The 19,563-nt window shown below is 64.0% G+C and carries 17 protein-coding genes; 7 read left to right on the forward strand and 10 right to left on the reverse strand.

Going from position 1 to position 19,563, the window contains the following annotated elements; translation table 11 throughout:
- Positions 1–13 precede the first annotated feature (13 nt).
- From OB08_RS12850 to OB08_RS12870, 5 genes are all read right to left on the reverse strand, one after another.
- Complete coding sequence (locus OB08_RS12850; protein WP_461475324.1) at positions 14–835, reverse strand: TIGR02391 family protein; 822 nt, start codon at positions 833–835, stop codon at positions 14–16.
- 187 nt (positions 836–1,022) lie between these two features.
- Positions 1,023–1,448, reverse strand: coding sequence for a DUF6527 family protein (locus OB08_RS12855; RefSeq protein ID WP_461475326.1), 426 nt, complete (start codon positions 1,446–1,448; stop codon positions 1,023–1,025).
- The gene (locus tag OB08_RS12860; protein ID WP_461475328.1) at positions 1,445–2,614 is read right to left on the reverse strand and encodes a ThiF family adenylyltransferase; all 1,170 of its coding nucleotides are present in this window, start codon (positions 2,612–2,614) and stop codon (positions 1,445–1,447) included. The genes OB08_RS12855 and OB08_RS12860 overlap by 4 nt, the downstream gene beginning before the upstream one ends.
- Entirely contained in the window at positions 2,595–2,846 is a 252-nt protein-coding gene (locus OB08_RS12865) for a multiubiquitin domain-containing protein (protein ID WP_461475330.1), read from the reverse strand. Before OB08_RS12865 ends, OB08_RS12860 begins: the two co-directional genes overlap by 20 nt.
- 564 nt (positions 2,847–3,410) lie before the next feature.
- The gene (locus OB08_RS12870; protein WP_461475332.1) at positions 3,411–4,592 is read right to left on the reverse strand and encodes an HIRAN domain-containing protein; all 1,182 of its coding nucleotides are present in this window, start codon (positions 4,590–4,592) and stop codon (positions 3,411–3,413) included.
- A 135-nt stretch (positions 4,593–4,727) separates the two neighbouring features.
- Between OB08_RS12870 and OB08_RS12875 the strand changes: the two genes are divergently transcribed.
- The 6 genes from OB08_RS12875 (at position 4,728) to OB08_RS12900 (ending at position 15,007) form a co-directional block, all read left to right on the forward strand.
- Positions 4,728–5,177 (forward strand): hypothetical protein, encoded by a 450-nt coding sequence (locus tag OB08_RS12875; protein WP_461475334.1) that lies wholly within the window; start codon positions 4,728–4,730, stop codon positions 5,175–5,177.
- A 1,313-nt stretch (positions 5,178–6,490) separates the two neighbouring features.
- The gene (locus OB08_RS12880; RefSeq protein WP_461475336.1) at positions 6,491–7,312 is read left to right on the forward strand and encodes a TIR domain-containing protein; all 822 of its coding nucleotides are present in this window, start codon (positions 6,491–6,493) and stop codon (positions 7,310–7,312) included.
- Positions 7,313–7,617: 305 nt separating this feature from the next.
- Complete coding sequence (locus OB08_RS12885) at positions 7,618–8,586, forward strand: AAA family ATPase (protein WP_461475337.1); 969 nt, start codon at positions 7,618–7,620, stop codon at positions 8,584–8,586.
- The gene (locus OB08_RS12890) at positions 8,579–11,137 is read left to right on the forward strand and encodes a S8 family peptidase (protein ID WP_461475339.1); all 2,559 of its coding nucleotides are present in this window, start codon (positions 8,579–8,581) and stop codon (positions 11,135–11,137) included. Before OB08_RS12885 ends, OB08_RS12890 begins: the two co-directional genes overlap by 8 nt.
- 511 nt (positions 11,138–11,648) lie before the next feature.
- Positions 11,649–14,327, forward strand: a complete 2,679-nt coding sequence (locus OB08_RS12895) for an AAA family ATPase (protein ID WP_461475341.1) — start codon at positions 11,649–11,651, stop codon at positions 14,325–14,327.
- Positions 14,328–14,758: 431 nt separating this feature from the next.
- Entirely contained in the window at positions 14,759–15,007 is a 249-nt protein-coding gene (locus OB08_RS12900; RefSeq protein WP_461475342.1) for an NINE protein, read from the forward strand.
- A gap of 106 nt (positions 15,008–15,113) precedes the next feature.
- On the opposite strand, the gene OB08_RS12905 is transcribed toward OB08_RS12900, so the two are convergent.
- Positions 15,114–15,371, reverse strand: coding sequence for a hypothetical protein (locus tag OB08_RS12905; RefSeq protein ID WP_461475344.1), 258 nt, complete (start codon positions 15,369–15,371; stop codon positions 15,114–15,116).
- 117 nt (positions 15,372–15,488) lie between these two features.
- On the opposite strand from OB08_RS12905, the gene OB08_RS12910 reads away from it, so the two are divergent.
- Positions 15,489–15,767 (forward strand): hypothetical protein, encoded by a 279-nt coding sequence (locus OB08_RS12910; protein WP_461475346.1) that lies wholly within the window; start codon positions 15,489–15,491, stop codon positions 15,765–15,767.
- Positions 15,768–16,388: 621 nt separating this feature from the next.
- On the opposite strand, the gene OB08_RS12915 is transcribed toward OB08_RS12910, so the two are convergent.
- From OB08_RS12915 to OB08_RS12930, 4 genes are read right to left on the reverse strand one after another with little or no spacing between them, the layout of a single operon-like run.
- A complete protein-coding gene (locus OB08_RS12915) occupies positions 16,389–16,832 on the reverse strand; it encodes a single-stranded DNA-binding protein (protein ID WP_461475348.1) in 444 nt (147 codons plus the stop codon).
- Positions 16,829–17,347, reverse strand: a complete 519-nt coding sequence (locus OB08_RS12920; RefSeq protein ID WP_461475350.1) for a hypothetical protein — start codon at positions 17,345–17,347, stop codon at positions 16,829–16,831. Before OB08_RS12920 ends, OB08_RS12915 begins: the two co-directional genes overlap by 4 nt.
- The gene (locus OB08_RS12925) at positions 17,340–17,741 is read right to left on the reverse strand and encodes a hypothetical protein (protein ID WP_461475352.1); all 402 of its coding nucleotides are present in this window, start codon (positions 17,739–17,741) and stop codon (positions 17,340–17,342) included. The genes OB08_RS12920 and OB08_RS12925 overlap by 8 nt, the downstream gene beginning before the upstream one ends.
- The gene (locus OB08_RS12930) at positions 17,738–19,552 is read right to left on the reverse strand and encodes a type IV secretory system conjugative DNA transfer family protein (RefSeq protein ID WP_461475354.1); all 1,815 of its coding nucleotides are present in this window, start codon (positions 19,550–19,552) and stop codon (positions 17,738–17,740) included. The genes OB08_RS12925 and OB08_RS12930 overlap by 4 nt, the downstream gene beginning before the upstream one ends.
- Between the last annotated feature and the right edge of the window lie 11 nt (positions 19,553–19,563).

The raw sequence follows: 19,563 nt of genomic DNA on the forward strand, positions 1-19,563 counted from the left end.
ACGCTGAGCAGCGCTACTTGGCGATAGCGCGTTTCTCGGCAACATCTAGCCGGCGGTGAAGCAGGCTTGCCAATGCGAGATACTCCAGCGTGGGTTCAGGGTCGAGCTCCCGGTGAGGGTCATGTGCCTTCGGATTTCGGACCGCAGCGATCGCGCCACGGAACAAGTACATGTATCCCGTCTGTTGGTCTTTGCCCGACTGACCCGAAGCGGTCGACAGATCGAGCTGAGGCTGGTTTGGGCTGAATGCTTGAGTCATCAGGCCGTCGCCGCTGAGATCAAGTCCTGTCAGCCGCCGGACTCGATGCTCGAGTGTCTTAAACGCCTCCAACTCAGCGTGGAAGTAGTTTCCTTCGCGGAACAGCCGGCCGGCGGCGTCGGTGACGACGGGGTGCATCGAGGTTAGTTGCAGGGCGTGGGGGGTCTCGCCGCGTGTTGGCTGGGATACGAATGTGGACGGCCTTTGGGCCGTCGTAATCGACTCTCGGACCGCGTTCATCATCGCCGATGCAGTCTCGTCGTCACGGGTATAGACCGTGACTTCGGTGCCTGAGCCAATCGTCGACACTCGAACACCAGCGATCGATGTGTCTCCCGGCGCTCGGTGGGTGACCGCGCCATACGAGAAGGACTCGGTGCCTTTCGAAACCATCTCCACGAATGTCTCGAATCCTTGAAAGCTCCTACCGGAGCTGCCGCTCCTCGTGCGCATCTCGTAGTCAGTGACGATGTATCCCTTCGGACGCGGAAGAGCCCCGCGTGCAGCACGGAGCGTCGGGACGCCCGCGACGAAGGGGAACCGCTCGTCGAGCTGGATGATATCGTTTCGCGCCACGCAGCCATTGAATCAGGCAACGCGGTACCGACGTACGAACCCGGTGCCGGCGACTGCTTCAACCGATCCCTATCCGAGCGATGCCCGCTGGGCGCACGTCAGGTGCGAGTAGCGCGGCTCACTAGTTGTCCCTTCGCGGGCGCGGCGCGACGACGGGCACGCGTTGGTCCTCAATACCCGAGCTTGTTCAGCCGCGGCGCCGGCCATTGGCACCGAACCACTTGCGCCAGAGATGGTGGACGAAATCCGGGACCCAACGCGGTCGGCTGCGGGCAGCATGGTACTCGTGGAGGTCGCGGGCGTCTCGCTCAAGTACGGCGTGCATTTCCGCGTCCGTGAAGGCTCGAGACCAGACGACCTGATTTTCGCGAATCCAGTAATGCGACTTGCAGGGCAATTGCCAACGCCCAATCGACGGCCAAAGTGAGACCCGGTCGCCTTGCTTAGTCAGCTCCCACTTGGCCGGCTTGAGCGGTGTGACGACTCTGCTCCCGCATCCACAGGCGCAAAGATGCGAGGCGGTCCGGAAGCGCTCGGAGATGTAGAGGTGACCAGGTTCCAGGTCCTCTGGGACAGTCTCCACGAACTCGGGGACGAATGCTGACTGCCTCATGCCGGCAGGTCACCGCTATTCAGTTGGTTGCTCGCGATGACGAAGGAACTGTTGGCCTCCTTCTTGCGATCGACGTAGTATCCGACGACCTTCTTCCACTTGAGTACTGCCAGCGCCGCGTTAAGCATGTTCAAATCAGCCGTCTGAATGTTCATGTTGTACTCGTCGGCGTTCACGTCCGCGTAGGAGATGCGTTTCGACAGATGCTCGTACCGGCCTGGTAGTCCTGCGGTCACACGGAGCGTACCGAGGAGCGAGTTCTCCTGGCGCCGGATTCCCATGCCGCAGTCGACGAACGGGATCGTCCATTTCTGCAAGTTGTCGACTATGGTGCGCTTCGATGGGCCCGCGTCCATGGACAGGAACACGAAGTCGTAGTCGCGTAGCTCCTCAACGTTTGTCTCGTCCAGCCGGGTCGCGTGAGGAACGATGTTGCGGCGGATCGGCGCGTACTGCTCCGCGAAATGCTCAACCTTGAGCGGCGACTCCTTTAGTTCGTCGAGCGAGGCGGCGCCGGGTGCGCGGAAGGCGTTGTGCGCATAGAGAACGTCGTCATCGAACAGATGAATCTCCTGTACCGGGGTTTTTGCGATGAGGTCCAGGATGTAGGACCCGGTGCCCCCAAGGCCAACGATCGCAACCCTGCCAAGCTTGAGCTTCTCCGTGACGGCACTGAGACCGGCACGGCTAGTCGCCGAGTCTAGGTAACGAAAGACGGACTCCTCCGCAGTGGTCTCCCTAGGCGGGAAGTCCAAATGGCTGGCCAACGGCTCGATGGCGCGCGCGTATTGCCCGAGAACCTTCACGTAGTTGCTGACCTTGACGTAGTAATCGCTCGGATGCTGCCCATGGGGCTTACCCGACAATCGGCACGACGCGACTAGACCCCCTCCGTAGTCATGGCGGTCCTCGTCGGCGATGATCGAAATCTTCCGACCCATGTGGTCATGCGGCACCTCTCCTACCACCCAGACCTCATGCCGCCCCGGTGTCACTGTCTGCGTACCGTTGGTGGAGAGCTCGGATACGAGGATGCATCGGGCGACATGACCGGTGCCGTTGACGTAGGGGACGTGATGGACGAGCAGATTCTCGCCCCTCACCTCGACGTCGTACCCCTCTTCGACCAGGCGGGTCAGATCGGGGCTATGACCGACCAGTGTCATCGACGTCGAACTGAGTGTTGTTCTTGATTGTCACCGAACCGCCCTCGACGAGCTCACCCTCCTTCGGCTTGCGTCCATGTTCGTAGCTCACGGCGTAGATCGTTCCGTCGACGGGCTGCGCTACAAAGAGGCGCACTACCTCGTCGTAGGTGAGGACGTCATGATCAACGACTTTCTCGACGCCGTTCACAAAGATCTTGTACGTCTTAGTCTTGTCGTCTTCCTTTGCCATATCGGCCTCCAATTGAATGCTGACTTCATGGTGACGTTCAGCGGGCCGCGTGCAGGGAACTCCGCGCGGCGTCAGGTTCACCGTACTGGGAGACCGCCGACATCAGGTGCCCGACGCTTATGTTCCGCAGTGTCGCTGGGCAAGACTCAGGGGGCCGCCGGATCGATCGGTCACCATCCCTATTCGGACAGTGCCCGCGGGCGGGCCGTCCCGGGCGGTGTTGTGGGCTAGCGAGGGAGTGTCGGAGCCACTCGGTATCCTCGCGACATGCGAGGTGTGAGATGTCGAACGCGCCGTGCCCCGATCGGAACCCAGGCTGAGGCAGCCGCGATCGCCGCCGGCGTTTTCAAGGGCGCGAGCGCTATGCACTGCCCTTACTGCGGCGGGTGGCACGTTGTGGGACATGGTTCGCCGATCGAACGCCCGAGCAAGCCGCGGAAGCGCCATCGATAGCAGCGAAGCGACCTGTCGTACGGGCGTGGTGCGGAACGGGCACCCCCCGTGCGTGCCGGCGGTGTCATACCGGTCGCAGAGCGCGTTAGGGGAGGCGTGCTTCGAATCTCGTCACCAGGCACCGATGGCTGGCCGCGGTGGGCGGGATCTGATGAGCCGTGCGAGGAAGAAGGCACCGACGACGCAACCGATAGTCAGCACCCAGCCAACGTACGGGATGGCGAGGAGTACGAGACCCACGATGACGGCGATGATCCACACCCACTTTGCCGAGTTGGCGGCGGGGGCTGCTGGCACGACTGCGGGTTCTGCATGGGCGCTGGGTAGCTGGATAGTGGCCTCCCGTGGAATGACGGGGACGATGTTCGGCGCGCCGTCGAGCCATTCGTCTGTGATGTCGGTGGCGCGTGGGAGCGAGAGCGTGACTTCCGCCGCCACGCGAGAGCCTGTGAGCTGACCCCACGCAGCTGTCTGAAGTCCGCGGGCATGCTGAGCGTCGATGAGTGGGAGCGCGCTCTTCGAGGTTGTCGGTGACAGTTCGCCGACAACCTCTCCGTCGAGAAGAACAATTGCGACACTCTTGATCCCGGTCCGGGTCTCAATGTCACGACGCTCGAGCGTGAAGAGCAACTCCGCCACACCGTGCGCTGACAGGTACGCCGTCAAGTAGTCGAGGTGTTGGTCCTCTCCGGTGACCTGAATCTTCCGACCGCGCGGCACGATCGTGTACAGGCCAGCCGGAGGATGGTTGTCGGGGAAGATCTCAGTCGGTGTCGGGAGCGCGATTCGAATGGCGCTCTTGAGCTCCGGGCCCCGCCTAGTGTTCCTCGTCACAGCCCAGATGCGAGTTGCGACGACCGGGACCAGGCCCCGCTGCACGATGCCGACGATGAACGGTTGGACTAATTCCGCGACATCCGCGCTCACATAGCCGACTGTGTATCCCTCGACCCGCACCGCGACGGCGTTCCGATCATGAGGATTGTCGGGTTCAGGAATGAGCTCGGCGGTCGTCACCTCGATGACCTCATTGTCAATGCCAGGCCGAGATCTGAGCGCGGCCACGATCTGTGCCTCCCGGTAGGCCTCGCCGACGATGTCGACGATCGGCCCGGAGGGCGACGAAACATCCACTCGCGGGAGCTCCGGCGCGTACACCAGAGGCTGCAGTCCTTCCCGAGCCGGCCAGAATGTCTGATGCCACTGCCGGCCGTCCCACCATTGGCGGAATCCCTCGCGCGTGTCCGTTGCGTACCACCCGGCCGCAGCCGACTTCTTGACTACCTGCGTCATTGCACTCCCCAAATCCGCATGCTTCCCCACGGCCCAGCTCACCCGTTGCCAGACACGCCGCACCCTCCGCCTCACCTTAGAGGACACGTACCCGCGATTTGATGCAGGTATGACCACGGTGAGGATTGCGCCCAGATGGCGAAGATGAAGTCGGCAACCCACAGCACTCCGCACTGGGCGCGTCCTCATTATGAAGCGCCCGCCGATCTGTGGCCGGACATCTCGAAGCTGCCGACCCAGCGGACGCTGGCCGTCCTCGGCGCCGCACGGCGCTCACGCCCTGACGACTATCTCGCGGTCGTGAACGGACTCCGATGGGCGACGACCGGCGACATGACGTCGGCATGGTCCTTCATGGCGACATGGGTGGCCATGATCGCGGTAGTCTTCGCCGCGCTCACGGCGCTCACCCCGTGGGCATTGATTGCCGTGTTCATCTTCTTCGGTGCGTTCACGTTCATGCTCAACCACATTGCGGGCCTTGTCTCGAGTCACTCAGACCGAAAGCGACACGCAGAAGTGTGGCTCGCTGCACTCGAAGACGCGAACCGTTCGCCGCGCCACCGCTTCTGCCGAGCGCGATAGCGGCAGCAGGCGAATGGACCACCTCCACAACGAGCATGAATGTGCTCGTCCGCGCACCCGCTACGACTCCACCGGTCTTCGATGATCCTTTCTCGGGCGGTGCACGGACACGGGCTATCGCGTGCGGCTCAAACTCCATGCAGCGAGAGCGATGGATTGGACCCCACTACGCAGACCTGCGAGGCATTGATCAAGACGCTTGTCATCTTTGCCGAGCTTGAGCACTCATTCATCCGGGAGCGCATAACGCCAGAACTCGCCGCCGCGAACCCCTCAGGGCAGGGTCGGCGGACGCCCCAAGGTCACCGATTCGAAGCAAACTCGACAGGCTCAGGCACTCCACGACTCTGGCGACAGTGTGCCCCACGTCTCCCGTGCGTTCGGAGTAGCGTCGCGATCGTCGATCGCATCACGAGGTCTGTGGAAACTCAACTTCTGCGACATGATGTCGGCTATCTGCTCGTCGGTAGTCCGGATGTTGCGACCCTCGCGCCTCGGACGCGAGGCGGTCGGCGTAGCTGTCCGAAGTGAGCAAGTTTCTGAATACTTGGCAAGGCAGTCCGATGGATATATAGTTCGCCCTGCGAATCGGAGCTCTTAGCTAGCTAATGCAGTACCTTAGATAGAAGAAACCGCCCTCAGCTGGTAGCTGAAAGCGGTTCTCCCGGCCCTGAAACAGTGCGTGCACTGCGACAGAGGTCGCCAGCCACTACGAGAGCAGTGGACTTCACGAGTGGCCCCCCGTCCCTGCAAAGATGAGGGGGCCATTCCCTTGCATTCAGTGTACTGGTGGGGGTGAACATCCGTCCGAGAGTTAGTGCTTGAATCGAAGTTCTGGGTGCGAAAGGGCGTCAATGCCCCCGCTGGACTCATGCACAGGATTCTTGTCACGATGACCGCTCAGCGATGCTTACTACTCGCTATCCGTTACAACTCTCGCTGAGCGCAAGCGCTGCAATGCGGCCTGCGCGATCCATAACGTTAAGGTCACGGTCGCTGTCGCAGGTTCGACGGTATGTGGAGAGTGGGGAACGCGCTGCGCGTTATCTCAAACGCTGATGCTGCCCGCCCGAGCCCGTCTTGCCCCCACGCTCCACAATCGCGATACGGTCGGGCCGCGCTTGCACCTGTGTGGGCCGAGGCTCAACCGCGAGCGCACATGCTCCCGGCGCTTCTCAATCCGGAGAGCTGGCCGTCAGCACGCACGAATCGGTATCCATAGCCACCGAACGACCATCCGCGACGAGCGTTCGCAGAGCGCCGATATCACGGTGGCGCACGCCGCGCTGACATACTCGCGATGGAGGTTGTCGATGAAGGTGTTTATCAGTTGGTCCGGTGATCAGACGCGCGACCTTGGGCACGCAGTCAAGCAATTCCTTGAAACGGCATTCGCCGGTCACGTGGAAACGTTTCTGTCGGACGCGGATGTTGCGCCAGGCGAGAGATTCCTTGCATCGATCAACTCGCAGCTGGATGCCGCGGACCTGGGGTTGTTGCTCGTTACACGTGCGAACCAGCATGCACCGTGGCTGCTGTTTGAGTCTGGTGCGTTAGCAGGAAAGACCGCTCGAGGGAGCGTGATTCCAATCCTCATCGACATCGAGCGCGCGGAGCTCGATGCGCCGTTGAATCAGTTTCAGAATGTGCTGGGTACCTCCTGGGATTCCTTCTCCAAGCTGTGGGATCGTGTACGCGCGGACCTCGGGAACACCGCCGGCGAGGCCGCCCTTCGAATCCTGCTGAGAGAGGCCTGGCCCCCGCTTGAAGCGGCTCTCCGAGCCGCAGTCTCGGCCGGGCCTGCAGAGCGCGACCCGCACCGCAACTCAGATGAGGTGCTCGCAGAGATCCTTCTCGGTGTCAATGCGCTGGTACGCCGCGATGCCGAGGCGAGCTGGCGGCCCCCCGGTACACTCCGCGCTGAATCGCGTAGGCCGACTTCGGTGGTCGACAACAGCAAGCTCGACCTGGCAATTGGTCAGTGGATCACACACGACGACTTCGGTGATGGTGTGGTGGAAGACCTGACCGGCGAAGGTAGCAAGCGTGTCGCGCACGTAGATTTCGAACGTGCCGGGCGCAAACGCCTTCTGGTCAAGATTGCGCCGATCCACCTTGCTGCGTCCTCGTCGTGAGCGGCCGAGCGTTCCCGCAGGTGCCTGCCATCCCTATGCCGTGGTGGCACACAGGGGGACTGCTGCGGCAGCCGACTCGGATCCTCAATGGCGTTCGGGGTCGACGGTACGGGGATCAGTCGGCAGCGACGCGCAGTCGCGTCGGTTCCTGCGGGTGATGCCGACCTACCGGTCGGATGTGACCCGCGATGCTGTCGGTGGTTGCCCAAATACTGACTGCATCGTGCCCGAGCTCTCGGGAACGGGTCCCATAGACTTGGCGCGACGACCACGGTCTTGATGGACGCACGATGCGAGGAGGCGTGATGGCTGGCTTAGGAGAACACATCACGGCCATGGTGCGCAGTCACGCTTCAGGTGACGATTCGGCGTTCTATTCTGTGGCGCTACAAATCGCTGCTCGTGAGGCTCGGCAGGGCCATCACCTCCTGGCAGAGGACATCAAGAAGGCCGTCGACAATTCTCGGCAAGTCACACCGCGCAGCAACGTCACGAAGCTGGCGAAGCCGCGAGGCGATCTGGCCGACCTAGTCGAAGTTTCCCACCCGGAAGTCAACTTGAAGAATCTGGTCGGCCCGGGAGATCTGGTTGAACGGCTCAAACAGGTGATTGCGGAGCAACGGCAACGAAAGACTTTGCTCGAGCACGGGTTCGACCCCACGCATCGGCTTCTACTCGAGGGCCCGCCAGGGACCGGCAAGACGATGACCGCCGCGGTCCTCGCGCGCGAGCTCGCCCTACCTCTGTTCACAGTTCGACTCGACAGCCTCCTGAGCAAGTACATGGGTGAGACCGCGGGCAAGCTGCGACTCGTGTTCGATGCGGTCGCCGAACGCCGCGGTGTCTATCTCTTCGACGAGTTCGATGCTCTAGGCGGGGACCGTTCCGGGAACGATGTCGGCGAGGCTCGGAGGATTCTGAACTCGTTCCTGGTGTTCCTTGAGCAGTCCAGCCCTGAGAGCATCGTGATCGCGGCGACAAATCACCGCTCGATCTTGGACAAGGCTCTGTTCCGGCGGTTCGACATGGTGCTCACCTACTGTCTCCCAGACAAGACCCAGGCACGGGCCGTCATCAGGGGAAGATTGGGCTCCTTGATGAAGGGCTTACGTTGGGATGAGGTCGATGCCCATGCTGATGGTCTTAGCCATGCTGACCTGGTCAAGGCCGCCGAGGCAGCCGCAAAATCGGTCCTGATGCGCGGCAACACGCTCATCACCGCCAACGATCTGATCGCTGCGCTGGATACCCGGCGAACGGCGAGCCTTGGCTGACGAACTTCGCCGTCTCACCCATCTGTACGTTCTCGACCGCGCGCGCAATGAGAACTTCTCCCGAGGCGGCCAAGGCAACCCGAAGATCCGACCGGTCGAGTATCGAGCCCACGGGCTCGCGATCAAAGGACAACTCCAAGACACGTTTGCCGCGATTGATGGCGAGCGTGGCCGCACAAGCCTGAGCGCTGAAGAGCTCAAAGCACTCGGCAGCATCGTCACCCTCGAAGGCGATGACGCCGCATATCCCTTGAAAGTCGAGTCACTTCAGACCTTCTCCAAGCACCGCAAGACGCCTAAGGTGCCGCAGTGGTTGCTTCTGTCTGTTCAACCGGCCACTGAAACTCTGCCGGAACGAGCCGTCGTTTGGGTTGCGGATTCCTACCGCCCGCAGTTCCTGAAGATCTTCGAGGACTATCTCGCCAAGAAGTCCACCAAAGCGGCCGAGGGCAAGTGGGAAACGCCCGAAGGAAACCCGGCAAACCGTGCGCTCGTGGCCAATATCTCAAGGATCCGCCAGGCCATCCTCGACGACCTCTGGCAATCTAAGGGTGAACCACCCAAGGCGGGAGTGCACTGGTGGGAGCTGTGGCTGGATCCGTCGCAAGCGGATATCGACACCCTTGAGAAGTTCGCTACCGCTCTTGGTCTCAAGCTCCTGAACCGTTCACTTGCGCTGAACGACAGGGTCGTCGTCTGGATCGAGGCGTCATGGCAGCAACTGGAAGTCCTACCATTCACGAACGTCCCCATCGCGGAGATCCGTCGCCCCGAGTTTGTCGACACGGTCGAGGATCTCCTCCCTGAGGAGCAGGACGAGTATGTCGCCGACCTCGCAGGACGGGTAGTCGCCGCACCGAACCTCGCGCCCGCAGTTTGTCACCTAGACACAGGCGTGGCCAGAACGCACCGGCTACTGCACGAGTCTCTCGACAGCGGTGACCTGCACACTGCCATCGGGATGTCTGGGTTTGATACACACGGCCACGGGACATCCATGGCCGGCCTGGCCCTCTACGGCCCCCTCGATGATCTCCTCGCTGAGACCGGATCTATCCAGCTACATCACCGACTCGAGTCGGTACGTATCCTCCCCGAGCGCGACGAGCCAGACACCGACCCCCTCGATTTCGGCACAGTCACTGTCGAAGCGGTCGCTCTCGCCGAGATCGCAAGCCAACGCAAACGTGTGTTCTGTATGCCGATATCGACGGATCCAGATCGCGCGGGGGTGCCCACACTATGGTCCGCGACTGTCGACGCGCTCGCGGTTGGGACAGAAATCATTCGAGACGGCAACCAGTTGCAGCTGCTGTCTGAACCCGACCATGAAGCGAGCCGCCTGCTCGTAATCGCCGCCGGAAACGTTGGCAGCTACCAGGCGAACCATCGGCTCGAGTCGGACACGTCGCCGGTGGAAGACCCTGCGCAGTCGTGGAACGCGCTGACTGTCGGCGCACATACCGACCTCGTGAATGTCCCCACCGACCCCGAGTATGCGGGATGGTCGGCGATGGCAGCGGAAGGAGAATTGTCTCCCCACAGTCGGACCTCGCTTCTCTTCGGCAAGCGAACCTGGCCGATCAAGCCCGACATCTGCTTCGAAGGCGGCAACGTACTCACCGATGGTGGAACGGCCTTTGAGGATCGTCACCCGTTGCTCTCTCTTCGCACTACGGGAATCCACAGCGACCTCGCTTTGACATCGGCCAACGCCACGAGTGCTGCCGCCGCGCAGGCGGCGCGTCTTGCAGCGCTCACGATGGCCCGATACCCGAATTACTGGCCAGAAACTGTTCGGGGGCTACTTGTACACGCCGCCGATTGGACCCCAGCTATGCGAGCCGAGTTCGATGCAACCGGCACCAAGAAGGATCCGAAGCTCGAGCTACTGAGGCGATATGGGTGGGGGGTTCCGACGGAGGCCGCGGTCTTGAGCTCGTCTAGACAGTCCGTAACCCTTGTGGCCCAAGACACTTTCGTTCCATTCGAGGGAGCCGAGTACAAGATGCGTCGGTTCAGGCTCCACTCGATGCCGTGGCCCACGGAGGTGCTCGAGAGCATCGGGGCTGGCGACGTCACACTCAAAGTTACGCTTTCCTATTTCGTCGAGCCGTCGGCGTCCCGTCGAGGCTGGCGGCAGCGCTACTCCTACGCGTCTCACCTTCTCCGATTCGAACTCAAGTCGCCGACCGAAACTGAAGGGGAGTTCATTTCTCGCATCAATCGGGAAGCGGAGAGCGACGAAGACTCGGCAGGCAGTTCGCCCTCGTCTGGCTCGGACCGCTGGTTCATTGGACCCAACCAGCGCAACCTCGGCTCGCTCCATCAGGACATCTGGGAGGGCTCGGGCCAAGAGTTGGCTGCCTGTGGCGTGCTCGGGGTGTACCCGGTCGGTGGTTGGTGGAAACGCAACTCGCGCAAGGACCGCCTCGATCTCCCTGTCCGATACTCGTTGATCGTGTCGCTCAAGTCCCGTGAACAGGACGTCGATCTGTACACACCGATCGCGACCGACCTGCAACTACCGATCGAGATCGACCTCGCCTGAGGCTGCTATTCGTCGGCCTCGCTTGTCCGGCGGGCGTGCAAACGCTTGCCCTCGGAACGAGGTTGCGTGACAGGTACACTTCGCGGCGATCTCAGAAGCTGGCTTCGCGTGGTTGGGAAGGAGATATCGAACCGGACGTTGCGTCGAAAGGTGAGTCGCTAATGCGGGCGATGGTCTTCAGCGCGACACTCTGCCCGTAACCCCGTCCTCCATCGGGCCAAGGCGTCGGTAGATGCGCCGGACCGTCCGCCGATCAAGAACCCGGGGCGGCGGAGTCGTGGATGACCCGACCGCGGCCGCGAGCGAAGGCGGCACCACATACGCACACCGTCGACACCAGCGCGCCCGCCGAGCCCCTATGGCCGTAGCGTGACGGACTCAAGAGTGCGTGATCGATGCAATGCACGTAGGCACTTCTTGCGAAGGTGTGTCGCGGGTAGGCAAACACGAGTAATCTGGCCGCATGCGCGGCGGGCTGCGGAGATGGAAGCGGGGGGTGGATTCCCGCGGCGTGAGCAACGCGGTCGCATACGCAACGGAGGCGAGCTGCGATGCGCACTTCGGCAGTCTGCAGGGTGTCGAGGCAGCTCTCGGATACGGTGGGGGCGCTGCCGTCACCCGGTTCATTGCGACCAGTGATGCGATCTATACGGGCGAGCTGAGTGTCGGCGCACTGCGCCGTTGGATCTCCGGGGAGGACCCCGCATTTGGTGAGCCACGCGGTCGGCGGATGCATTCGCCGAACGCGGACCTGATGCTCGACGGCACGATCAACTTCCCCAAGTCGTACAGCATCGCCGCGATCATCAACCTGGAGATCGCCGCCGAGTTCGAGGCCCTGCAGGACCGGCTCCGCGATCGCATCATCACCATCTGGCAACGCGACCTCAATGCCCGGCGTGGTGCGGGTGGTTGCATCCGGGAAGGCATCGCACGGCTCGAGGTCGTCGAGCTGCAGCATCGTCGCTCACGCGCCTTGGACCCGCATGTGCATCGACACCTCTGGCTGAACATCAAGGTCCAGGGCACCGACGGGAAGTGGTCCAACGTCGACTCAAGGGTCGCCATGAAACTGCACACCGTCATCAACGCCGAGGGTGAACTGGCGGCGCGCACAGACCCGCAATGGCTCGCCGCCCTGGCGGCCCACGGGTACACGCTCGACAGCGCCGGAGAGATCTCGCAGCTCGTGGAAGCGGTGCGACCGTTTTCTCGACGCTCGAACCAGATCGAAGCCAACCGTTTCGCACTCATCGCGGCGTGGCGGGAGTCGCATCCAGACACCGAGCCGGGTCCGGAGGAGTTGCACCACATCGATGAACGAGCGTGGGCGATCGGCCGCCCAAACAAGCCGGGCCGTTTCGACGAAGAGGCGTGGAGCGAACGGGTACGGGGCGAGCTCGTCGCGATCGACTCAACGTTGCTGTGTCGCAGTTCTCCCACGATCGCCCAGGCGGTCCCCATCGGGAGCGTGGATCGCGCGCGGCTTGCCGGCGTCGCACTCGTGGACGCCGACGATCGCTCAGTGTCCAGCAGTGGAAGATTCAGCCCGTGGGATCTCCGGGCCGGCGCGATCAGAGCACTCGCGCAAAGCGGCATCATCGCCGACCGCGCCGTCATCGAGGAGCTGATCGATGACATCGCCGAGCGTGCGCTCGCGCAGACCATCGACCTCATTCAAGACGATGAAGATAAGCCGGCGCACATCAAGGCGCTCATGGCCGAGCGCACGGTCATGCTCAAGCTCCGCGTCGCCGCTCTTTTCGCCCGCCTCTCCACGCCCGGACGCGCGCCCGCTCGCGACGCGGTTGTGAGGCTCGCAAGCGTCCTCCAGTCGGAAACGCAACTCTCCAAAGGACAGCTGGACGCCGTCACTGCGCTTGTGGGCACGGACCGCCTGGTGACCGTGACCGGGCCCGCCGGCGCCGGCAAGACCACCATCCTGAAGATCACGTCACACGGACTCGCCGCACAGCAACGACGAATGATCGTGGTCGCTCCGACCACGAAGGCAGCCACAGTCGCCGAACGCGAGATCGGCGCCACCGCATCCAGCCTTCACGCCCTTCTCCACGACCACGGCTACCGGTGGAGACACGACGAGACCGGGGCGCAGGTGTGGAGCCAGCTCGCTGTGGGTGAGGTCGACGACGAAGGCTGGGTCTACTCCGGTCCGCGCCACCTCTCACTTCAGGACGGGGACCGCATCATCGTCGACGAAGCCGGCATGGTCGACCTGCACTCGGCAAGCGCACTCGCCGAGCTCGCACTCCAGACCGGGGCCGGGATCGCGATGGTCGGGGATCCACACCAAGCCGCACCCGTTGGCCACGCCGGTGCGATGGCTCTCATGCATCAGCACGCGGACAGAATCGTCGAGCTCACGGACGTCCACCGCTTCGCCGACCCGACGTACGCCGACCTCACCCTCCGCCTCCGCAACGCCGCAACACGTGAGGAAGCCCTCGCGGTGGCCGTCGACCTCGACGCCGGCGGCCACGTCGTCCGAGTGGAGAGTGGCGACGAAGCCCGCGGAACGATGGTTGACGCATGGCTCGCTGCCCAGCACGCAAGGATGCGGACGGCCCTAGTGGTCGGCAGCAATGACGAAGCGGACGCGGTGAACGAAGCAATCCAGCAGCGACGGGTCGAGGCGGGTCAGCTTCTACCGAACCGGGTGGCATTCGGTCAGGACGGTCAACGGCTGCTCGAGGGCGACGTCGTTCAGACTCGACGCAACGACGCCCATGCAGGAGTCCAAAACCGTGCCACGTGGATCATCAGCCGGATTCGAACCGACCGAGTTGAACTTCAGAACGTCAGCGATTCCACCGACCGGCGAAGGATCCTGCTGGATTACGTCGCCGACCATGTTCACCTCGCCTATGCAACGACAGTTCACGGCATCCAAGGCGAGACGACAGATGAATGCATCGTGGGCCCGGACGTGGATGCCGCCGGTTTCTATGTCGGCCTGACTCGGGGACGACAGCACAACCGCGCGATCGTCATCGCCGCGGCTGCCGACACAGCGAGAGAAACCATCGCCGCCACCCTCGCCCGAGGCGTCCCTGAAGCGACCGTCGAGGACTCGCGGGCAGCGGCGCGCACCGACCTGCAACGCGCGGCGCGTAATGCCGGCCCGACACACCCAACCGCAACTGCTGCCGACCTCGGCATGCAGCGCTGATGAACGCGCGCCTCAAGTCAGTCGATGCTGGTTGTTGGTGCCGCCCAGGCGCTAAATTGAGCGAGCGGCTGTCCTTGGGGGCCGGTCGAGGGGGAACGATGACGAACGGTGCACCGAACGCGCCCGCTGGCTGGTATCCGGTCAACGGGGGTGGGAAGAGATTCTGGAACGGGCAAGCGTGGTCAACCGACGTCATCGGTGCACCCACACGCGAGGCGGAGTACGCCGCGTTAGATCCGTACCTCCCGGCGCCGACGGCGCCAACGCTTCCCCTTCCCCCTGGGCCTTTGGCGCGTCAGTACTCTGCGGTCCAGACGCATCCGTCGACCACACCTCCGGGCTGGTATCCAAGTCCGAACGGAGCCATGCAATGGTGGGATGGCATGGCCTGGGGTCCTCTCGCACCGCCACAAGCCGTGTCCGTACGGCCGGTGAAAGAGACGGGGATCGCGTATCTGTTCTGGATTCTCCTCGGCGGATTCGGTGCGCATCGCCTCTACCTCGGACTCACCGGCTCCGCGATTGCGCTCATCGTGCTGTGGGTCGGCGGGTGGCTCCTCACACCGCTGTTGGTCGGCGTTCCCATGGTCATCGCGGGTGGCATCTGGCTGTTCGTGGACCTATTCCTTATCCCGGGACTGGTCCGAAGCCAGAACGCCAGCCAGGGCTACTTCCGATAGCGTGCGCTCGCGCTGCGAGTGACTCAGCTCAGGTGCAGCGAAGAGCTGTCGATAGAGGTGGCGGCGGGCACTCCGCACACAGTGGCGCGAGCCTAACGACCGCCGTTCAGCAGTACGTGTGATGAACGTGCCAGCCAGCCTCCTGGCGATAGACGTCGAACACGTAGGTGTCGCCGTCTTCGTCGGTGGCTTGGAACCGCCACCCGTACAGCGCGTGGCCGTCGGTCGGCTGATCCCAGATGGAGTGTATCAATCGGGTAGGTGTGTCGGTGATGCGCCAGCGGCGGCCTGCGTAGAACATGCGCGTGGGGATGTCGTCGGTCATCCATATCGTCAGTTCGTGTTCGATGTCGATCGCGCTCATGACATAAAAGAATAGAACATAGATTCGATGCACGGTAGAGTGCTCGTGACGGCCGGGAGGGAGGTCCCGGGGTCGGTGACTACGAATCGTCGCTACGCCGAGCAAATCGACAGGCGGATGGACCAGCGCATTCTGGAGCGCCTCGCGAAGACCGGGCGCCTGGAGACTCTGACCGGCAGCGAGCTCGAGTTGGATCGTCTTCCGATGACGAAGGATCCGCAGCCGGCGACGGTGGAGGCGTGGGTGCGGTTCGGGGGAACGCCCGCGCGTGTGCTCGCAGAGGCGTGTGCGTGGACCGATCGGGCGGTCGCGATCCGGTTCCGTGTAGCGGGTGAGGAGCAACGGTGCTGGGTCTGGCGAAGCGCGGTCACCGCGCAGACAACGCCGGATCCCTGAGTCCCGTATGGCCATCATTTTGCGCTCGAGATCGCTCCTCCCGCCAGCGCAGGAAGCGCCATATCGAGCACTCTTGCGGGAACCTTGAGAAAACGTCAGCGGTTCTAACTTGTCCCCCGAATGGGGGACAGGTACCGTTGCCTTCAGCGACGCCGAGCGGGACGCAGGGGAGGTTCTGGGGATCTCGTTCCGCGAGGCTTTGCGACCTGGGAAACACCACAAACGCGGCGAGCTTGTGCTCGCGCATTTGCAGCCCCCCTCGAGCCGTACCAGGCACCATCCCGATTGGGCCCGAGGGGGACCGGACGGTCGCGACGCCGGAGCCTGTGGGACAGGTTCCGGCTCGCACCCCTGGGGTGGATGCGTGCCCTCGAACGGCAGTTGGGGACGGCCTCGGGCGATGCGACGTCGCGACCACCCTATGGTGCTGAGCGTCGCGGGGCATCAATCCACGGGGTGAATGAAACAACGCCCACCACGCGATAGTTGGTTCAAGCCCTGGAGCGAACATCGCTCGGCGAGCGCCGGACGCGACGATGCGGCCGCGTCGGGAAGCTCCCTGGAGATGGTGGAGCGGGTGGGAGTACTGTGACTCCCACCCGCTCCTTCTTGCAGAGGGGTTCAGCGAGTGATTGTTGCGCCGGTGGCCACCGGTGCGGCGTACGGCCCCGTAGCGTCTGCTGCGGGGCCGTCAGCTTTTGGGCTGCGCTCGACGGCGATGTCCGTGAACTTCAGTGAGGCGCCGACGTTGTCCGCGACGATGTCGCGGGTTTCGCGGGTCTGACCGGAGTCTTTGTCGACGTAGGTGCCGAATCGTAGCTCTCCGGCGACGAGGACGCTGTCGCCTTTGCGGAGCGAGTCGGCGACGTGGCGGGCCTGTTGGTTGAAGACGACGACGCGGTGGAAGACGGTGCCGGCGTCTTCCCATCGCTGCGTGGTCTCGTTGAGGCGTCGGTCGTTGACGGCGACGGTGAATCTGGCGTAGTCGGTGCCCGATTCTCCGGTGCCGTGTTCGGGGTCGCCGGTGAGGTTGCCCTCGATGGTGACCGGGATCTTGGTCGTCATGGGTGGGTTTCCTTTCGTTGTGAGTCACCCGGGTGGGTGTCTCGGTGGGCGTGGGCCTGGCTGGTCCACGCGTCCCAATCCGCACCCGGTGTTGACCAGGTGCGGGGTTTCGAAGTTTGGTGTCCGTTGTTGCAGCCGCCGCCGTATGCCTTGGCGAGGCGGGGGAGGGCGATGGCGAAGCGCTCGTGCCAGCCGATCGGCCCGAGGCCGGCGTCGGAGCGGTCGAACATGGCACGGTGCGCGGTGTGCAGTGCAGAGAGTTCCTCGACGAGCGCGCCGTGCTGGTACCAGCAGACGGGGATCACGGTCTGCGGGATGTTGTAGCGGACCGTCACCCACTCCACCCACCGTCGCAGCCGCTCCCATTCATCGGCAGCGGTGGCGTCGGGGAGGGTGTACCAGTCGACGATGTGCGCCCCGATCGCCTCAGATGACACACTCCGGCTGGCGCGTGCACCGGTGAAACCGGCCGCGAAGGCGCGTTCCGCCCTGCTGACGTCCTCGTCGCTACTCATGGGGCACACCATCCAGCTCGGTGAGCTTCGCCCGGAGACGGTCGAGCGCGAGGGCGGAGGCGGTGCGCCGGTCCCGGCCACGAGACAGGACGGCGTCCCGGTCGATGAGGCGGTGCAGCAGCTCGTGGCATGCCGGATGCAGCGGCACAAGGTCGCCGTGCGCCTCTCGGGCACGCCACTGCTCGCCCTCCTGGTAGACGCCGTCGTAGTCGGTGTGATGCAGCTCGAGCTCCGCCGGAGTCGCTGAGTTTCCGCAGGCTTGGCAGGCGAGGGGGATGCCGATGCGGGCGTGTGCACGGAACCATCGGTCGCGGCGCTCGAACCACGCCGGCGATTTCAGGTACCCGCTCCGGTAGGAACGACCGGTGCTGGCGGGACGGCGGGAGTTGCTCACTCGGGCACCTCCTCGACGGCCGGCTCTGGGTCCTGTTTCACTGCCGGCATCGAGCCGCGGAAGACCTGGGCTTGTTCGGCTTCGGTGGCGGCTTTGGTGGTGCGGATGTCGGCGGCGTCGCGGCGTTCGTCCCAGCCGGTGAGCTCGAGCAGCACGCCGCGGCGGTTGCGGTATGCGAGCAGGCCTGCGGTTTGCGGCATCCGCCGGATCTCGTCGACCGACATCAGCGGGACCCGTTCGCGGTGTTCGCTGGTGGAGTGCCCGGAATCGCGAGTGGACCAGGACCGGTTCGTCTGGCGGGTCTCTCTAGTGCCGAGGAGCGCCTCGATGTCACGGAGATGATCGACATGGCTCGCGCCGCCGAGGATGACTTTGGCGGTGGCGGCTGCCCAGATGGTGTCGGCTTCGGCGCGAGACCAGGCGGTCTCGGCTTGGGAGAGGGCTTGGAGGACGACGAAGGTGCAGATGCCCCGGCCTCCGCCGTCGGCCATGATCCGGGGCAGATTGCCCCACCGGAACATGTTGACGATCTCGTCCAAGATCAGCCCGAGCGGGTGCGGGAGCCGTGAGCCGGGGGAGGCGAGCGCGCGGATGCGGGCGACCTCGACGATGTCGTCCAGCACGGCGGACAGCCACCCGCCCATCGCTGATGCCCCGGAGGCGGACCCGATCAGGTAGAGGGTATTGGCGTCGTCGAGGAATGCGCGCGGGTCGAAGAGGTGGTCGCCGGGGGTGGGGTTGAGGGCGTCGCGGATCTGCGGAACAGCGAGGGGTGCGACGGCGCCTTGGACGCCGAACCAGATGGACGAGGCGAGCTTCTCGTCGCCGGCGATCGTGGACTCGAGACTGTCCCCCCAGCCGGGGGCCCCATCTGAGCGCAGCACGTCGACGGCCGCGCGGGCCAGGTGCGGGCTGGAGCCCCAGTCGTAGATGTCGGCGATCGACCGGCCGCCGACGGCCGCGGCGTGGAGGAGTCGGCCGAGGACGACACCGGCTGCTTGCGCCCATTCCCCATTGGTCTGCGACGCGCCCAGGGCAGTGCCGGTGATGATGGCGGTGCCGCGTTGCATCGCGACCAACGGGTTTTCGCATCCGGCGATAGGGCTGATGCGCAGCGGATGGGGAATGCCGGAGAGGCCCTGTGGGTCGAAGACGTGGACGTCGCCGCGCCGCTGCCGCATCCGCATGGTCGCGATGAGGTTGTCGTTGGTGGTGGAGGTGGTGATGAGCGGGCCGGTCCAGTCGAGGATCGCGGAGATCAGCACCCGGTAGCCCTTGCCGGAGCGGGGCGGGCCCTCAAGAGCGACGGAGTCTTCGATGGAGACATAGACGTCCATGCCGCGGGAGCGTCCCACCCGCCATCCGACATCGGACGGTCCCGGCTTCGCGATGTCTGGGCGCAACTGGCTCGCGCGGCGGAGGACGGCTTTGGCGGAGAGGTGGTCACGGATCTCGGACGCGGGTGCGAAGCCGGGGCGGAGGCGGAGGTCGGTGAGGAAGGACCGGTCGGAGTGCCGGTACCGCCGGTACGCCGCCAGCGCCCAAACCGCGATCGCCCCGACCACCAGGACCGCGACGAGGTCGAGGACGCGGATCTGCCCCACCGGGAGGGCGCACCCGACGGGGGAGGTGTAGGTGGCGGGGTTGCCGGTGAGGGCGAGCCACAATCCGGAGAACAGGTTGGTGGGGGTAGGGCGGGTGCCGCAGATGAGCTGAGTGGTGGCTTCGGCGAGAAAGGCGAACAGGAGACTGAGCAGGATCGCGGCGGCCACCCCGACGGCGGCGATCCTGCCCAGCAGCCCCTCAAACATCAGCCGGCTCC

It is taken from the genome of Microbacterium sp. HJ5, from assembly GCF_054824025.1.